Here is a 17,671-nt window from a genome sequence, read left to right on the forward strand (position 1 = left end):
TTGTAACCAGCTTTATAACTTCACTTATGAATACATTTACGCGCAGCTTCTTTATCTTGTTTTTGCTTGCCGGAATAAAATCTTTCGGCCAAACTCCTATCACGATTCATGAAACGCCAACACGGCACGGTCCTGAAAAAGGTTCCCTGATCATCATTGGTGGCGGTGGAGCAACGCCTGAGATATGGAATAAATTTGTTGAGCTGGCTGGTGGTAAAGAGAAAGCGAAAATTGTGGTCATTACTGCAGCAGCCGGCGATTCTGCGGCTTATAAAACGGATGGTGTAGAATTGGTAAAACGGGAAACAGGTATAAAAAATGTCACGATGCTGCATACCAATAACCTGACCGAAGCGAACAGTGAAAAATTTATTGCCCCGATAAAAGCAGCGACCGGTATATATTTTGTTGGCGGCAGACAATGGCGGATCGCAGATTCTTATCTGAATACTTTAACGCATAAGGCCTTTCAGGAAGTTTTGGAGAGGGGAGGCGTTATTTCCGGAACATCTGCCGGAGCGAGTATCCAGGGATCATTTCTGTGGAGAGGCGATACCAAAGGCGCGCACATCCTAGTTGGCGATCATACACAAGGATTGGGCTTTTTAAAAAATTCTGCCATTGACCAGCATTTGCTACGCCGTAATCGCCAGTTTGACCTTATCGAATTTATTCGCCAGTCGCCGGAAATAATCGGAATAGGATTGGATGAAGCAACCGCCATCGTCGTTCAGAAAGACGTATTTGAGGTGGTTGGCAGATCTTATGTCGCTGTCTATGATTATAACACGATCATATCTCCAAAAGAAAGAAAGTTTTCAGATGGAAACGGTCCTGAAACAAATTACCAGGGGCCATTTTTCTTCTTAAAACAAGGCCAGAAATACGATCTGAAAGAGCGGAAAGTAATCGCCGAAAGTTTAAAAAAGGAGTAAGCGGCGCTATCAGACTAATAATCAAAAACCTATCAGCGCAAAAAACAAAGGTGACAGGTTTCTTCCTATAAAATTATCATAGCCAGGAACTGACAGCCGAAAGCCGATGGCAGATAGCCTCCCTCAATTTTCTTTCAAAATAAAGTTCTCATTCACCACTTCTAGAAAATCGATAAGTATAGCATTGTGTTCATTGTTTTTGAGATATAGTTTAATTTTTCGCAGGAAATCATATAGTGGCTCACTGTATTTATGTCCGGTCTGTTCCTGAAATTCTTCGATTTTAAGATCGTTTCCTTTTTTTATCAATAAATGCAAAGCAATGAAAAAATATGAAACAGGCAGCTTGCTTCCTTCCAAAAGCGTACCGCTTTGTAAAGTCGTCCGGAACCTACATTTTTTACATTGAAACTGATGCTTAGATGACAGCCAGTAATGGTCATTGCAGCCGCATTTTTTGCAGGAGATTCCCTTTCTGATCCTGTACTCCTTAAACGCCTCTACCGCTAACTCTTCATTTTTGTAGACACTGATAAGATCTTTTGAAAGCATAATCTAAAAGTTCTGGATACACTATACGCCAAATTTACATACTTATTTGAATAAAAATATATAGTCTATGGAATTAGTATATAAATAATTTTTGTGGTACGTTCAGCAATTGATAATTTGTTGAAATCCAGTAAGACGATAGAGTTTTGTGGAAAATTTAATTTTCCTTTAAGGTCTATATTTGAAATATATCCATCGGATATCAGAATGACTTAGCCCATTACCACCTAATTATTTGGCAACGTATATATTTGAGGCCTTTTATAAAACAGGGTTTGTGGTAGGCTACCTGTTTTTTCCTATCGCCACAATTTCAATCGTCTATTTTTGTGTTGCGGGTTCTATCCTTCTACAAGTCTTCCGCCTCATTTTAGAGAGTTTTAATTCTGAAAAATTAATTATAAGAAAAATGCCAAATTCTAACCAAAAGCAAACTGCATTAGGCGACGTAGCAGCCAGGCAGTTAGCCATCGCAACGCGTACCGTTCCTCAAATGGTATCAATTACTCCGCGCTGGCTGACTCATTTATTGAACTGGATTCCTGTGGAGTCTGGCGTTTATCGGCTCAATAAAGTAAAAGATGGCAGTGTGGCTGAAGTGGATTGTTCCGGACGTGATGAGCGCGAACTTCCGCATACTTTTATTGATTACGTAGAAAACCCGCGGGAATATAACCTGACCGCAGTCAATACGGTTTTAGATGTTCACACACGCGTTTCGGATTTGTATAGCAAGCCGTATAACCAGATCAGTGAGCAGCTTCGCCTGACCATCGAAAGTATCAAGGAACGTCAGGAAAGTGAGCTGATCAATAATGAAGAATATGGTTTGATTGCCAGTATTGCACCTTCACAAAGAATTTCAACGCGTACAGGAGCACCGACGCCGGATGATCTTGACGAATTAATTTCGAAAGTCTGGAAAGAGCCGGGTTTCTTTTTGTTACATCCAAAAGCAATTGCAGCGTTCGGAAGAGAATGCACGCGTAAAGGCGTACCGCCTCCAACCGTTTCCCTTTTTGGCTCTCAGTTTATCACCTGGAGAGGTATTCCACTTTTCCCTTCTGACAAATTGCCAATCGAAGACGGTAAGACCAAAATCTTATTACTTCGCACAGGCGAAAGTCGTCAGGGCGTTGTAGGTCTCTATCAGCCGGGCTTGCCGGGAGAGCAGTCTCCGGGATTATCAGTACGTTTTATGGGTATTAATGATAAAGCAATTGCATCTTATCTTGTTTCTCTTTACTGCTCGCTGGCGGTGTTGGTTGATGATGCGATTGCGGTACTTGAAGACGTCGAAATAGGAAACTATCATGAGTATAAATATTAATCAATTTCCCTCTGACGGAAATATTTCAGGCTTGCCGGATGTGACGGAAATCGAGAAACTGGCTAATGAGCTTTTTTCTCTGCTTCCAAACGAGTTGCCGAAAGCAAATTTTTCGCCTGATCTTTCGGATCATCCAAGACTTGAAAAATCAATCAATCTTGTTCATGACCGCTTGCCTTCTTTGTTTAGTAAAGGAGATGGCTTTAATGTGAGCGATCCTCAGACAAGTTTGGCGGATCCGCATTTTCCTGTGCAGCATACGCCTGTTTCCGGATTTGGTATTTCGTCATCAGGTACTCAGAATGCAGTAAATCAGGTTCGCCTGAATGATTCGCAGACTGGAAAACCAGAGCTTATATCGTCTCAGACAGATTATCCTGGTCCCAGCCATCAGTTGCCGTCTGTGGCTGGAAGCGGAATTTCTCCTTCAGCGGCACACCAGGGAAATGCCGTGAATTTGAAAGATCCGCAAACTGGTTTTCATGATCCTCATATGGGCGTGCCTTCAACGGCTCAGTCGACGGGTTTGGGACATGTACCACATTCGGTAGCAGGAAGCGGAGTTTCTCCTTCCGTTATTCAACACGGACCGAGTTATGCAAATACTTTTCCTTTTTCTCCGGATACCGCTTTCGAGCCCGACGTCCAAAATCTTTGGTCTTCCATTAATACGTTTAAAAATTCACCTCAATTACCGTCAAACCCGGGATTGGGAAGTGCACAATATTACTTCTTGTCTGGTGCCGGTTTTCAGGGAAATGATCCGTTTGCTGTACACCAGAATCAAAGTTCGCAGCTTACCGGAAAATCTTTTCCTCATATTCAAAACGGCACGGGTGCAGCTCCATTTGATGTAAAACTTATCAAACAGGATTTTCCCATTTTACAGGAAAAAGTAAATGGAAAACCACTTATCTGGCTGGACAACGCGGCAACCACGCAGAAGCCAAAATCGGTAATTGACCGGATCACTTATTTTTACGAACACGAAAATTCTAACATTCACCGTGCGGCGCACGAGCTTGCTGCACGTGCGACGGATGCTTACGAAAGTGCCCGTCAAAAAGTACAGATTTTCCTGAATGCCAGCTCGGTTAACGAAATAATTTTTGTCCGTGGAGCGACAGAAGCAATTAACCTTGTAGCTAAAACCTGGGGTGAACAAAACCTGAATGCTGGTGACGAGATTATTGTCAGCAATCTGGAACATCACGCCAACATTGTTCCCTGGCAGCAACTCGCAGCGAAGAAAGGATTGAAACTTCGTGTGATACCGGTTGACGACGACGGTCAGATTTTGCTGGACGAATATGCGAAATTATTAAATCCCAAAACGAAACTCGTGTCTTTTACACAGGTTTCCAATGCATTAGGGACGGTTACGCCTGCCAAACGAATGGTTGAAATGGCACATGCTGCCGGGGCAAAAGTTTTGGTTGATGGTGCTCAGTCTGTTTCCCATTTGCGTTCGAATGTACAAGATCTGAATTGCGACTGGTTTGTATTTTCTGGTCATAAAGTTTTCGGGCCAACCGGTATCGGTGTGCTTTATGGTAAGGAAGATTTATTAAACGAAACCCAGCCATGGCAGGGTGGAGGAAACATGATTCAGGATGTGACATTTGAACATACACAATTTCATGATGCGCCAAACCGGTTTGAAGCGGGGACAGGAAATATTGCGGATGCGGTAGGTTTGGGTGCTGCGATTGATTACGTCAATAAAATTGGAATCGACGTCATCCATCAGTATGAACATTATTTGTTGGTGTATGCGACGCAGCTTATGAAAGATATTCCAGGTTTGCGTTTAATTGGCACTGCACCGGAGAAAGCTTCGGTGTTATCATTTGTCTTTGAGGGTTACAAAACGGAAGAGGTTGGAGCGGCTTTGAACCAGCAGGGAATCGCGGTTCGTTCGGGGCACCATTGCGCCCAGCCGATTTTGAGAAGATTTGGTGTGGAGACAACGGTTCGTCCTTCGCTGGCTTTTTACAATACCTGCTCGGATGTGGATGTATTGGTGGAGACTTTGTATCGCCTTCGCGGATCCCGCAGATAGTTGTCCTCAGTTAATAGAAAAATTACTAAATAAAACCGGCTGTTCGTTTCATTTTTATATTTAAATTGAAACAAACAGCTGGTTTTTATTTTACTGTCATTAATGAATAAAATAACGAATACCCAGTCTTTAATTGATTTACTCAGGAAAACCCACAGTGCCGAGTGGGAGGCCACACCATCTTCTCAGGATGCAATTTCATGGCTGAATGATCTCGTACAATTTCTATTTCCAAGTAATCATTTGCCGAAAAAATCCTCGTATGAAGGTATTTTAAAGAAAAATCAGATTGATCTGGAGAATATTCTGCTGAGTTATCTTGAACCTTCCGGACTGGATATTGTAGGCGTCGTCAGTGATTTTTACAACGCGCTGGAAAGTATTTATCAGGATTTACGTCTTGACGCCAGCAAGATTTATGAATACGATCCGGCTGCAACAAGTGTCAATGAGGTAATCGTTTCTTATCCCGGATTTTATGCAATAACCGTTTATAGAATCGCTAACAAACTGACACAGCTCAAAATTCCTATTCTTCCGCGTATCGTCAGCGAGTATGCACATGGAAAAACGGGCGTTGACATACATCCGAATGCAACCATCGGTGTGCCATTTATGATCGATCACGGTACTGGGATTGTAATCGGTGAAACGACTTTTATTGGAAAAAATGTCAGTATTTATCAGGGCGTAACGCTTGGCGCTTTGCAGGTTGCCAAAGATCTGGCTGATATCAAGAGGCACCCAACCGTAGAAGACAATGTCATTATTTATGCCCGCACAACGATTCTGGGAGGCGATACCGTCATTGGCCGAAACAGCATAATTGGGGGCAGTGTGTTTTTAACAAAAAGTATTGAGCCTTATTCTCAGGTATTTAACACGCATCAGCTAAGAATTACACCGCGGGAAATCATTGCTGACTCAAACAACAGCAGTCTGTAATGTCCATTTCACCTCAAACCCTATCTACTCTTTCTTGTGGTAAATTCCAGGATTTGACCTATTTGTATATATAGTCTATAAAATTTATATAGTAAATTTGATCATCCAACCATCGCTGTGATCAAAAGGGAAATTGGCATTTTCAGTTTATGTGTTAAACCAAATTTTTGCTCCTATTATGACAACATATTTCAAAGTCAGGACTTCCCGAATTCTGGGCTTAATCGCCTTGGGATTCGCATCACTAAGTTTTGTAAGCGATAGTGCTTATGAAAGCGAAATTAAAGCATGGCATAAGGAGCGAGAGGAAGCGTTAAAAAAGGAAAATGGCTGGCTGAATTTAGCAGGTTTGTTCTGGCTTGAAGAAGGGAGAAATTCATTCGGCGGAGATGGGAAAAACAAAATTGTGTTTCCGCCGGATAAAAGTCCGGCATATCTTGGAGCGTTTATTGTAAAAAGCGGACAGATCACGCTCGAAGCAAAACCGGAAGCTGAAATTTATTACAATGACCAGCCTGCGGCCGCCGCTGCGGTTACCAAGCTTGATATTTTTCCTTCTGACAAAGCTGTTATTTTAAAACATAAATCACTGCGGTGGTTTATAATCAAACGCGGGGACAAATTCGCCGTTCGATTGAAAGACCTGGAAAGTCCTTTTTTGAAAGAATTTAAGGGAATTGAAACTTATCCGATATCCGAAGACTGGAAAGTTAAAGCAAAATTTGAGCCGACGGAAGGGAGGAAAATTCCAATCATTGATATAACAGGCAGATTGGATCAGCAGGATTCTCCGGGTGTACTGGTTTTCAATATCAAAGGAAAAGAATATCGTTTGGATGCGTTAAAATCAGGCGAAGGATTTTTTATCCTTTTTGGTGATAACACAAATAAGAATGTGACATACGGTTCAGGCCGTTTTATATATACTCAAAAACTGGACGCCGAAGGTTATACTTATCTGGATTTCAATAAAGCGATCAACCCGCCTTGTGCTTTCACGCCGTATGCCACTTGTCCATTGCCTCCAAAACAAAATATATTGGCGGTATCAGTAACGGCCGGTGAAAAAAAATATGGTCATCACTAATCCCAACTCTTAAATTTACCACTGGTAAAACTAAGCCGCGACACTAAAAAATGTCGTGGTTTTTTGTTTGAGAAATAAAGGGTAATTCCATAAAAAGCTGAATCACCAAAATCTGACTGCCGATCGCCGAAAGCCGATAGCAGTGCAATAAATTAGATTTCAAGAAAATTTTATCAGACATTTGGGTTGCATCTGATTTGCAAAATTTCAAACCTAACCCTTATAAAATGAACACATTGTTTCAAAACTCAAAATTAAAAAAAACTATCTTCTCTTTAGTCGCTGGCATCGCGCTGACCGCTTCTGTTATATCTTGCGGCACAAAGGAAAAGGAAACGGAAAAAACAGCGGCAACCAAGCCAGTCATTATTGGTTACGTCGGCGGTTTTCACGGACTTGTCAATACGGATGAAATTAAGGCTAACCAGCTGACGCATATCAATTATGCTTTTGTCAATGTGCAGGACGGAAAAGCTTTTCTGACCAACGAAAAAACGGACTCAACCAATTTTAGAAAACTGAATCTGTTGAAAAAGATTAATCCTGATCTAAAAATCCTCATTTCGATCGGCGGATGGGCGTGGAGCGAAAACTTTTCTGACGCGGTTTTGACGGATAGTTCAAGATCGAAATTTGCGAAAAGTTCAGTTGATATTATCAAAAAGTATAAGCTCGACGGAGTTGATATCGACTGGGAATATCCTGCCATGCCTGGTGAAGAGGGCAACGTGTTTCGCCCGGAGGATAAGGAAAATTTTACGCTGATGTTCGAAGCGATCAGAAAAGAACTGGATGTACTTGAAAAAGAAGAGGGAGATAAAAAACTTTTGACAACGGCTGTTGCTGGCTGGGAAGAATTTATTCCGCATTCAGAAATGGGAAAAGCACAGCAATATCTGGATTTTGTTAACCTTATGACATATGATCTTTTCTCTGGCGATACGGTGGTTCATCATGCAGCCTTATATGCGACGGACAAATTCAAGACTAGAAAATCAGCTGATAATGGCGTAAAAGCTTACATGAATGCAGGCGTTCCAGCTTCGAAAATCGTGCTCGGGATTCCATTTTATGGTCGTTCGTTCACTTTGGGTAAAGATTCCAAAACTATTCTCGGCGAGACTTCTGTCGCGAAAGCTTACATCGATGGATATAGCTATATCAAAGACAGTCTGGTTAACAAAAAAGGTTATCAGGAATATCGCGATGATGCTGCAAAAGCTCCTTATTTATATAATGAAAAGACGAAAGTATTTATTGGTTATGATGATGAAAAATCGGTTGCCGAGAAATGTAAATACGTGCTTGATAATAAGTTAGGCGGCGTGATGTTCTGGGAATACAATTCAGATCCGAAAGGTTATTTGCTTGATGAGATCAACAAATCATTCAAATGAAAATACTCCTTTTTGCTGTTGCTGGCTTATTCCTTCTGATTAGTAACGTCACTTTCGCAGAGAAAAAACCTGATTTCAAAGTGTTGGCCATCGCGGAAAACGGTGGCCATCATGTTCAGTATTCGAAAGCTGCGAAAGTTTGGCTCGATAAGCTGGCGGAGGAAAATAATTTTACCGTCGATTATGTTGACAATACGGCTAAAATTAATGATGCTTTTTTAAGCCGATATCAACTCTTCATCCAGCTCGATTTTCCTCCTTATGCCTGGACACCGACCGCAGGGACTGCATTTGAAAAATATATCAAGGAAGGAAAAGGTGGCTGGATTGGTTTTCATCACGCTACGTTACTCGGAGAATTTGACGATTATCCTATGTGGAACTGGTTTTCAGAATTCATGGGCGGAATCCGGTATCAGGATTATATTTCCACATTTGCTTCCGGGAAAGTGAACGTGGAAAACAAAACGCATCCGGTTATGATAGGTGTTCCGGCATCTTTTACGGTCAATACCGAAGAATGGTATACCTATGATAAAAGTCCGCGGCCAAATGTAGAAGTACTGGCAAGCGTAGTTGAATCTTCTTACAAACCGGATTCCAGAATAAAAATGGGCGATCATCCTGTGGTATGGTCAAACCCGAAAATTGCAGCCAGAAATGTTTACATTTTCATGGGGCATTCTCCGGATCTTTTTGAAAATAAAGCTTATACAACCATGTTCAAAAATGCAATATTCTGGGCAGTTGGGAAATAGTATATGTTTTTCATAATCACCTTTTTTCAAATTATAAAATTGTATGATTCAGGGAGGGGTGATTCGGTTTATCGTATAGAGGATGCACGTATTGACTATAATAATTAGCCTTAAGCACCATTTTTTGTTGAAAAAATCTACAAACAGAAATGACAGAAAACATCTATACCTGATTTGTTTTGTAACAATTTATCAGACAGTCCTAAGCTTTGCATAATTTACTTAACAATAGTTAATTCGGTTATTGTTATTGAGTTAGCATCAAAACAATAAATTTCGATGGTCTGTGAGCAAGAATAGATAGGACGCTGATACCAAGTTAAAGATGGCTGATCCGCAAGGTGGCCATTTTTTTTGTGTCCAATATTTACAAAGAAGTAACGGTATGATTTTTGTCCAAGTATATGGGTGGTTTCATCTTTGAAACAGCCCTTAATGACTATGCCAATGTAAGCTGAATCAATTATCTGAATTTCTTTACTCACCTGCCACTTATGAAAAAATCTCAACGATGCCATGAACCATGTACCCACGGGCGCATGTTCCTGATTATGAAAAAAGTGCTGCCATTCGTTTGTCTGTCAATTTTTTGGACACACCATTCAGCAGCACAAATAACACCGGCCCGACCAGATCCCGTACCTGCTTCGATGCAGGATTCTGTAAGGAGCCAAAGGTTAAAAAACGATTCAGCTCTGAATACCACGGTCAATGATACGCTGGTCAAGCCCGTGGCTAAAACCGATTCTATTTCACAAATCCGTCAGAATTTTGATCCGCTTTCTAAACCCGCCGCACGGATTGATACCGTTACAAATTCGCCGGGGAGAAATGATTTAATATCAAAACCTGTTGAAAAACCTGAGACGTTAATTAAATCAGCGACGGAAAATGTCGTATCCCAAATCGCAACGGACAGTGTTGCCGGTTCCGGTGCGATAGCCGCAAAAGGCCGGGTGATTGATGAAGCCGGTGAAGGTTTGCCTGGCGTGAGTGTTTTGGTAAAAAATACGAAAATTCAGACTGTTACAAATACTGATGGGTTGTTTAATATCCGGGTGCCTGACGAAAAATCGGTATTGGTATTTAGTTATGTCGGTTTTACAACACAGGAAAAAGTTGTTAAGCGGCAGACCAATTTTAATATCTCCCTTTATCCAGAAGCAAAAGCTTTGAAAGAAGTTGTCGTGGTTGGATACGGAACGCAGAGCAAGCGCGATCTCGCCAGTTCGACATCAAGAGTCGCTGCGCAGGAAATAAAAAGTGCAGTCGTGAATACGCTTGACCAGGCATTGCAGGGCCGTGCGACCGGAGTCCAGGTGACGCAATCTTCCGGCGAGCCTGGCGCGTCTACGGTGGTACGTATTCGCGGGAATAATTCTCTAAGTGGAAACAATGAACCTTTATATGTCATAGATGGATTCCCAATGCCGCCATACCGCGAGGCAAGTGCCAACTTTACAGGTGCTTATGAGCAAAACGGTTTATACGGAATAAATCCGAATGACATTGAAAGCATGGAAGTTTTGAAAGATGCTTCTGCCACGGCAATTTATGGTTCTAGGGGTGCGAATGGCGTCGTGCTGATAACCACAAAAGCCGGGAAACGGGGAGCGGGGAGGGTGGAGCTTGTGAATAAAACATCGTTCGGATCTATCGCGAAACCCATCAGAATGATGAATGGAAGGCAGTATGCTGAGATTATCAATGAATCCTATCGCATAACGGAGCGGCCTGAACCATTCACAAACCTGGACAGCGCCTTTACGAATACTGACTGGATAGGCGCAATCACCCAGCCTAGTTTTCGTCAGGATGTTACTTTAAGTGTCTCAGGAGGAAGTCAAAAGTCTTCATATTATATTTCCGGGAATTATCTTTCAGAAAAAGGCACACTCATCAATTCAGATAATAACCGGGCAAGTCTGCGTGTTAACGTAAATAATGAAGTTACGAACTGGTACACGCTCAAAGGACAATTATCGCTTGTTCGTCAAAAATCCAACCGGGCCATAACAACTGGTCATGCCTGGCCGAACTCGGGTGGTTTGATGGACGGTTTACGAGCTGCTCCTATTATTGATCTTAATTATTTAGGTAATAATTCATTGGGTGTTCCCGGCTTCGTTGGTACTTATTTCGCCAATCCATATAATGAGTTAAAATCCAAAACAGATATTTCTAAAAACGATTATATCATTGCTAATCTGGAAAACTGGTTCAGAATTGTCAATGGCTTGCAGCTTGTAGTAAGCCTTGGAACAAATCAAAACCTGACCAGAAGAAATGCATTTATGCCCCCAACGACCGCAGAAGGGCGTGTTGTGAATGGTAGTGGAAGCAATTCCATGTCGAATACATACAGTTATAACGTAAACGCATACTTTCTTTATGAGAACACTTTCAACAAAGATCATTATTTAAACGCCACTTTGGGCGCCGAATACAACGACCAGACTGTCGAATTTTTGAATACAGTTTCGAGCGGATATGATGTTCCGTTTTTCGGAATTGATAACATCGGAAGTGCGCATAATCAGAGCATCAGTTCTTATAAAGAAGGAAGAAGATTGCAGTCAGGATTCTTTCGCGGAAATTATTCGTACAAAGGGAGGTATGTTTTGAACACTTCCATTCGAATGGATGGGGCATCTCCATTTGCTGCAAACAGGAAATATGGAATCTTTCCTGCTGTCGCACTTGCCTGGAATATTGATCAGGAGCCTTTTATGGAAAATGTAAAAGCCATCTCCAATTCAAAAATCCGAGCTTCGTTTGGTGAAACCGGCAGCCAGGCAATCAGTCCCTATTCTTCACTTGCGCAATTTTGGAGCGCCTTTTATGAATTGGGCAATGATGGAAACATTGCAACAAGCCTTTATCCAACCTCGATTGGAAACCCGAATTTATCCTGGGAAAGAACCCGTCAGCTTAATATTGGTTTCGACTTCAATACAGCAAATGACCGCCTCGTTGTCAGCTTTGATTACTACAACAAAAAAACGATGGATTTGCTTCAATATCGGGTCGTTCCAGCGCAATCCGGCGTGACGAGTATCATAGATAATTATGGAAATATGAGGAATAAGGGCGTTGAGCTGACATTGCAGGCAAATCTGATCAAAAGAAAGAATATCCAGTTTTCCACTCGGTTTAACATTTCAAGAAACGTCAACACGCTGATAGATTTGGGAGATAAAAAGACGCCTGACTATGTAGCAATCAATGGAAATCTTTTGGGTGGTATTTCCGGAATTTTAATTCCAGGGCAGGAGGTTGGTCAGTTTTTTGGATATAAAATAATTGGTCTCGCGCAAAAATCCGACTTTAATGCTGAGGGCGAACCAAATTATCCGTACGCCAGTCTTTCAACCGAGATTCCGGGAACCTGGAAATATCAGGATACGGATGGGAACGGTATCATCAATGCGGAAGACCGCCAGATTCTCGGGAAATCAAATCCTGATTTCACATTCGGCTGGACAAATGATTTTGTTTGGAAGGGGTTTTCGGTTAATGCGTTTTTTACCGGATCAGTTGGTAATGATGTTCTAAATCTAACCCGTTTTTATCTGAATAACGGTATCGTAAATTATTCCGGAATAGCATTTAACCAATCAGAAGAATGGTATCAAAAACGTTGGACAGAATCTAATCAGCATAATGATCCACTTTATCCAAGTACGCAGCGTGGCCTGAGCTCCTCGGATATTAATTCGACAATGCTGGAAGACGGTAGTTTTATTCGTCTAAAAACACTCACACTTTCTTATACATTTCCAAAGCTGGGGGTAATTCAGAATCCACGTTTGTTTGTCACAGGAACCAATGTTGCCACTTTCACAAAATACAAAGGGTTTGATCCGGAAGTTAGTTCTTTTAATCAGTCGCTGCTTCAGCAGGGAATTGATTACGGCGCCTACCCCGCGCAGCGTTCTTACACGATCGGTTTTTCATGCAATTTTTAAGTGAATTTCAATTTTTATAGTTGAAAACATATCTCAGTTAGACAATTCAAAATATGAAACTTAAAATATATATATCTGCACTGTTCCTGACCATACTTGGTTTGCAGTCATGTAAAGATTCTCTCGACGAAGTGCCGTATTCATCCTTAAACCAGGACCAGGTTTTTGCTGATGAAGAAGGATTGAAAAAGGCGACACTTGGTGTGTATCAAAGTTACACCGCCGCTAATTATAATGACATTGTCAACCGATTTATTTTAAGTGAGTCAGGGCATCGGTATTCTACCGCAGGTATTTTTGGAGCCGGTGCTGATCCATTTTACCGATTCGGACATTTACCGAGGGAAGATGCCTTTAATTCCATCTGGGGCCGGTTTTATAAAATAATTTTCCGTGCAAATTCCGTCATTGAAAATGCGAATATAGCCGTCGAGGATCCGGAAATTGCAAATATATATATCGCCGAAGCCCGGTTTCTCAGAGCTTATGCTTATTTCAATCTGGTGCGTTATTTCGGCGGTGTTCCTTTGATTAAAAATGCAATCACATCCCTTGAACAATCAGATTTGATCTATGCACCTTCGTCAACCGTTGATGAAACGTATGCCTTCATCATGGAAGATCTCACATTCGCGGAATTCAATCTTCCTGATAGTTGGACTGGTGCGGAGGTTGGACGGATTTCTGCCGGAACTGTTAAAGCGATGCTTGGAAAAGTATATCTTCACATGGCCGGTAAGCCTTTGAACAAGGTAGAATATTTTCAGACCGCCGCAGATAAACTCGCAGAGGTAGTCGGTACGGCAAATGAAGCGAAGCATAATTTTGCCTTGCTCGACAATTTTGCCGATGTGTTTTCGATAAATAATGAACGCAATCAGGAGATCGTTTTGTCTTTCGGATACTTTGCAAATGAGTCGAATCCAAACGGAAATTTCTTTCCTTTTTTCCTGTTTCCTCAGGGTTTGCAAAATGGAGATGAGCAGACTACGTATGGCTTGACATACAGTTTTTACAAACTTTTTGGACCAGGTGATACCAGGAGAGACTTTACCCTGGTCGATAGGTACCTTTACAAAGGAAACCCCAATTTTGCTGCGGTTGCCGGTGATAGTGTGATTTACGATTCTACGGTGAACGTTTACAAAAACAATAAGACAGGAATTTATATGGGCGATACGACTACTGGATACGGTCTGGCTTATGGGAAACTTGCGAGAGTTCCCCGAATCGCGGGATCTCCGGCGCAGGGTTATAATTCTGATTTGATTGAAATGCGTTTTTCGGATGTTTTGTTATGTTATGCAGAAGCATTGAATGAATCAGGGAAATCAGCGAGCGCTTTACCAATTTTGAATCGGGTGAGAGCAAGGGCAAAAGCGGTTCCTGTAAAAATGACTACGGCTGCTGATCTTCGCGCCGCAATCCGTAACGAAAGAAGATTAGAGCTGACAGGGGAATTCACCACTGTTTTTGATATCAGAAGGTGGGGGACTTTACGGGAGGAAATTGCGGCGATCACGCCCGATCAGATTGTGGGAGCGAGGTTGACGCCTTATGATCCGAAATTTGAAATATATCCAATTCCTCAACCTCAATTGGATATTAACCCAAATCTTAAACAGAACACGGGCTGGTAAAATTCGGGTATTGATGGGCATGGTTATTTTAACTGTGCCTATCGTTATGACAATGCTTAATTTCTAAAATCGAGACATCATGAAAAAGACCATAAATCCCGGTGAGACATCCGAAGAAACAGTAGTGAGTCAGGGGCACCAATATCCGGATCCAATTAGTCCGTCCGAAACGCCTCCATTCGATCCTAGACCGGAGTATCCCAATCCGGAAATTCCACAGGAAACGCCGCCGTGGGAAAGGCAGCCAGAAACACCTCCTGTTGAACCTGAACCAGAATTGCCGCCGGTAAGCCCCGACGCACCGGAAATTACTCCGGAACCGCTTCCAGGAAATGAACCCGATGAGCCGTTGATGGGAATATCCTGACAAAATTAGATCATAAAAAAGGAGTCAATTTTTACAATTGACTCCTTTTTGTTATCCAGTAATTTCTATTCTAGAATTGAAATCGGAACTTTCATAATGTTTTGGTCTTTCAACGACGATTTTGGAAATTTCTTAGTTACCAGACTTACAAACTGGTTATCCCTTGCTTCCACTGAGTCATATACCCAAATCCCAACTTTGATTTCGTTTGAATAAAAAGTGATCAGATATTTCGCCAATTCACTTTCTGTTGGTTCTTCCTGTGATTTAATAAAATAGTCTACACGGTCAATATTGAAGGCGAAATTCTGGCCTTCAAGATGAAAAAAATTAGCCATAATGTTTGTTAATTGTAGTTTTGTTGATTTTCAGAAATAGCTTAAATAGAGTTAATTCCTGTGATATGAAGGCAAGAATAAAGAAATGGATAGATTTTTTAAAGTAGTCATTCAAATTTAGTTAAGCCATTAAATCAAATATACAATTTTTCCGGATAGAAATTACTAACCATTTCATGGTCACACATGCATTTATAGTTAAATATCCAAAATACACAATGAAGTTGTGAATCTATTCTCTCTAAAAAGTATTTAATTGTTTTTGAAATATTTTGATAATCAGGGCATTACTTTTTATATCTTTTTACGTACTATACAAAAATACTTTATCTAACGCCTTTGTAAGGATGTATAGAATTAAGTTTGTAAACTTGTAGAATTAATTTGTGGCATTTTTGTCGCTATATATTATGGACAAAGACCAAAAGAAAATCAGATACCAAGAGTTATTTCTCTCAGAGCTGAGAAATAGTCATTTTGGGGAAAAAAAAATTGAAGATGCACTCAGGGAAATGGAAACAAAGACGAACATGGAGAAATTAGCGAGTGCGCTTAAAAGTATTTGGAAAAAAACCGATGAAAATATAAAAGAGCTGGAAACAGTATTTCCAAAATCAGAAATTAAGACACCTGTTCCCGTAAATCATTCAACAGATAATGAGGAAGTTAAAGTTACATTTGAACCTTTGAAAATAAAATCAGGAAAGACTGAAATGGAAAAAAAACACCACACTACAACTGATATGACAAATTTTCAAGTTGTATCTTACGATCACTTGCTTGCACTGGTTGAAGAGCTTGACATCGATCAGGTAAAAGAAATATTGTCTTCTGTTACCATTGAAGAGAAGAGCAGCCATCAGTACCTGAGCAAACTTGCGGAGACTTTGTTGAAAGACAGTGAGGTGAAAAAAGTTCCGGATTCAAAACCCTGATCTCATCAGTATCCATACCAGTCGGTCCACCATTGTTGAAGTTTCCGGCGTATCTCTTCTTCACGGGCGTTATTTCCAGGCTCAAATAATTTAGTACCTTTCAATTCATCAGGCAAAAAATTCTGTTTCGCAAAGTTGCCTTCGAAGTCGTGAGAATATTTGTATTCCTTTCCATATCCAATCTGTTTCATCAATTTTGTAGGAGCGTTACGCAAATGCAGCGGAACTGGTAAATGTGCGGTATTTTTTGCAGCTTCCATGGCGTCCGCTATTGCCAGATAACTTGCATTACTTTTCGGAGATGTTGCCAGGTAAATCGCCACCTGGGACAAAATAATTCTGCATTCGGGATAGCCAATCACGTTCACCGCCTGCATACAGGCATTAGCCATGATCATAGCGGTGGGATTTGCATTCCCAATATCTTCGGAAGCCATAATGAGCATCCTTCTTGCAATAAAAGACGGATCTTCTCCGGCAACAATCATCCTTGCCATCCAGTAAATGGCGCCATTGGGGTCGCTGCCACGTAAAGATTTTATAAATGCAGAAATAATATCATAGTGCTGCTCGCCGGATTTATCATATCTGGCAATATTCTGCTGTGCTACTTCAGTAACCCACTCATCTGTGATTTCGATTTCTTCAACATCGCCCTTACCTAAAACGACCAGTTCGAGGAGATTTAAAAGTTTTCTACCGTCACCTCCTGAAAGCCTTAATAAAGCATCATATGAGGTAAAAGTTATTTTTTTCTGTTTCAACCATTCGTCTTTTTCAAGCGCGCGGTTGATGATCGCTTTTAACTCATCTTCACCAAAACCTTCAAGGATATAGACCTGGCATCGTGAAAGCAAAGCGGAATTTATTTCAAAAGAAGGATTTTCAGTGGTCGCACCGATCAGTGTTACCTGACCTTTTTCAACCGCTCCGAGCAAAGCGTCCTGCTGATTTTTGTTATAGCGGTGAATTTCGTCAATAAATAAAATCGGTGGAAATAGACCAGAAGGCCGGGCAAGCACTTCCCGTAATTCTTTAACTCCGGAATTAATTGCACTTAAATTATAAAACTGCCTTTTTGTGGCGTCTGACAATAAAAGCGCAAGCGTGGTTTTTCCAACACCGGGAGGGCCCCAAAGAATCATGGAGGGAATTGTATTTTGTAAAATTGCCCTTCTTAATGGTCCGTTCTTGCCAAGTAGTTTTTCCTGTCCAATGTAATCATCGAGTATGCGTGGGCGTAATCTTTCGGCAAGAGGTGTGGCAATCGGTGATATCATCTGTTGAAAATGTAATTTTTGTTGATGTAATTTAATAACAAAAAAAAGCGTAACACATTGTTACGCTTTCTGTCAAA

At 41.2% G+C, this 17,671-nt stretch carries 14 protein-coding genes; 11 read left to right on the forward strand and 3 right to left on the reverse strand.

What is annotated here, in order from left to right; translation table 11 throughout:
• Positions 1–26 precede the first annotated feature (26 nt).
• On the forward strand, positions 27–935 hold the full coding sequence (locus L0657_RS25380) for a cyanophycinase (RefSeq protein ID WP_235153592.1): 909 nt from the start codon (positions 27–29) through the stop codon (positions 933–935).
• 123 nt (positions 936–1,058) lie between these two features.
• Here the strand turns inward: L0657_RS25380 and L0657_RS28215 are convergent, their stop codons facing one another.
• Complete coding sequence (locus tag L0657_RS28215) at positions 1,059–1,487, reverse strand: transposase (RefSeq protein ID WP_409015103.1); 429 nt, start codon at positions 1,485–1,487, stop codon at positions 1,059–1,061.
• Between the two features lie 409 nt (positions 1,488–1,896).
• On the opposite strand from L0657_RS28215, the gene L0657_RS25390 reads away from it, so the two are divergent.
• The 9 genes from L0657_RS25390 (at position 1,897) to L0657_RS25430 (ending at position 15,041) form a co-directional block, all read left to right on the forward strand.
• Complete coding sequence (locus tag L0657_RS25390; protein ID WP_235153593.1) at positions 1,897–2,817, forward strand: family 2A encapsulin nanocompartment shell protein; 921 nt, start codon at positions 1,897–1,899, stop codon at positions 2,815–2,817.
• Complete coding sequence (locus tag L0657_RS25395) at positions 2,801–4,879, forward strand: family 2A encapsulin nanocompartment cargo protein cysteine desulfurase (protein ID WP_235153594.1); 2,079 nt, start codon at positions 2,801–2,803, stop codon at positions 4,877–4,879. The genes L0657_RS25390 and L0657_RS25395 overlap by 17 nt, the downstream gene beginning before the upstream one ends.
• Before the next feature lie 102 nt (positions 4,880–4,981).
• Complete coding sequence (locus L0657_RS25400) at positions 4,982–5,824, forward strand: serine O-acetyltransferase (RefSeq protein WP_235153595.1); 843 nt, start codon at positions 4,982–4,984, stop codon at positions 5,822–5,824.
• 178 nt (positions 5,825–6,002) lie between these two features.
• On the forward strand, positions 6,003–6,911 hold the full coding sequence (locus L0657_RS25405; protein WP_235153596.1) for a DUF1684 domain-containing protein: 909 nt from the start codon (positions 6,003–6,005) through the stop codon (positions 6,909–6,911).
• A 227-nt stretch (positions 6,912–7,138) separates the two neighbouring features.
• Complete coding sequence (locus tag L0657_RS25410) at positions 7,139–8,308, forward strand: glycoside hydrolase family 18 protein (RefSeq protein ID WP_235153597.1); 1,170 nt, start codon at positions 7,139–7,141, stop codon at positions 8,306–8,308.
• Positions 8,305–9,066, forward strand: a complete 762-nt coding sequence (locus L0657_RS25415; RefSeq protein WP_235153598.1) for a ThuA domain-containing protein — start codon at positions 8,305–8,307, stop codon at positions 9,064–9,066. Before L0657_RS25410 ends, L0657_RS25415 begins: the two co-directional genes overlap by 4 nt.
• Positions 9,067–9,560: 494 nt before the next feature.
• Complete coding sequence (locus L0657_RS25420; protein WP_235153599.1) at positions 9,561–13,034, forward strand: TonB-dependent receptor; 3,474 nt, start codon at positions 9,561–9,563, stop codon at positions 13,032–13,034.
• A gap of 53 nt (positions 13,035–13,087) precedes the next feature.
• A complete protein-coding gene (locus L0657_RS25425) occupies positions 13,088–14,674 on the forward strand; it encodes a RagB/SusD family nutrient uptake outer membrane protein (protein ID WP_235153600.1) in 1,587 nt (528 codons plus the stop codon).
• 79 nt (positions 14,675–14,753) lie between these two features.
• Entirely contained in the window at positions 14,754–15,041 is a 288-nt protein-coding gene (locus L0657_RS25430; RefSeq protein ID WP_235153601.1) for a hypothetical protein, read from the forward strand.
• 65 nt (positions 15,042–15,106) lie between these two features.
• Here the strand turns inward: L0657_RS25430 and L0657_RS25435 are convergent, their stop codons facing one another.
• Entirely contained in the window at positions 15,107–15,379 is a 273-nt protein-coding gene (locus L0657_RS25435) for a hypothetical protein (RefSeq protein ID WP_235153602.1), read from the reverse strand.
• Positions 15,380–15,789: 410 nt separating this feature from the next.
• Between L0657_RS25435 and L0657_RS25440 the strand changes: the two genes are divergently transcribed.
• Entirely contained in the window at positions 15,790–16,314 is a 525-nt protein-coding gene (locus L0657_RS25440; RefSeq protein ID WP_235153603.1) for a DUF892 family protein, read from the forward strand.
• Between the two features lie 5 nt (positions 16,315–16,319).
• Here the strand turns inward: L0657_RS25440 and L0657_RS25445 are convergent, their stop codons facing one another.
• On the reverse strand, positions 16,320–17,594 hold the full coding sequence (locus tag L0657_RS25445; protein ID WP_255718333.1) for a replication-associated recombination protein A: 1,275 nt from the start codon (positions 17,592–17,594) through the stop codon (positions 16,320–16,322).
• Between the last annotated feature and the right edge of the window lie 77 nt (positions 17,595–17,671).

This window comes from Dyadobacter sp. CY345 (genome assembly GCF_021502725.1).
Classification (GTDB): Bacteria; Bacteroidota; Bacteroidia; order Cytophagales; family Spirosomataceae; genus Dyadobacter.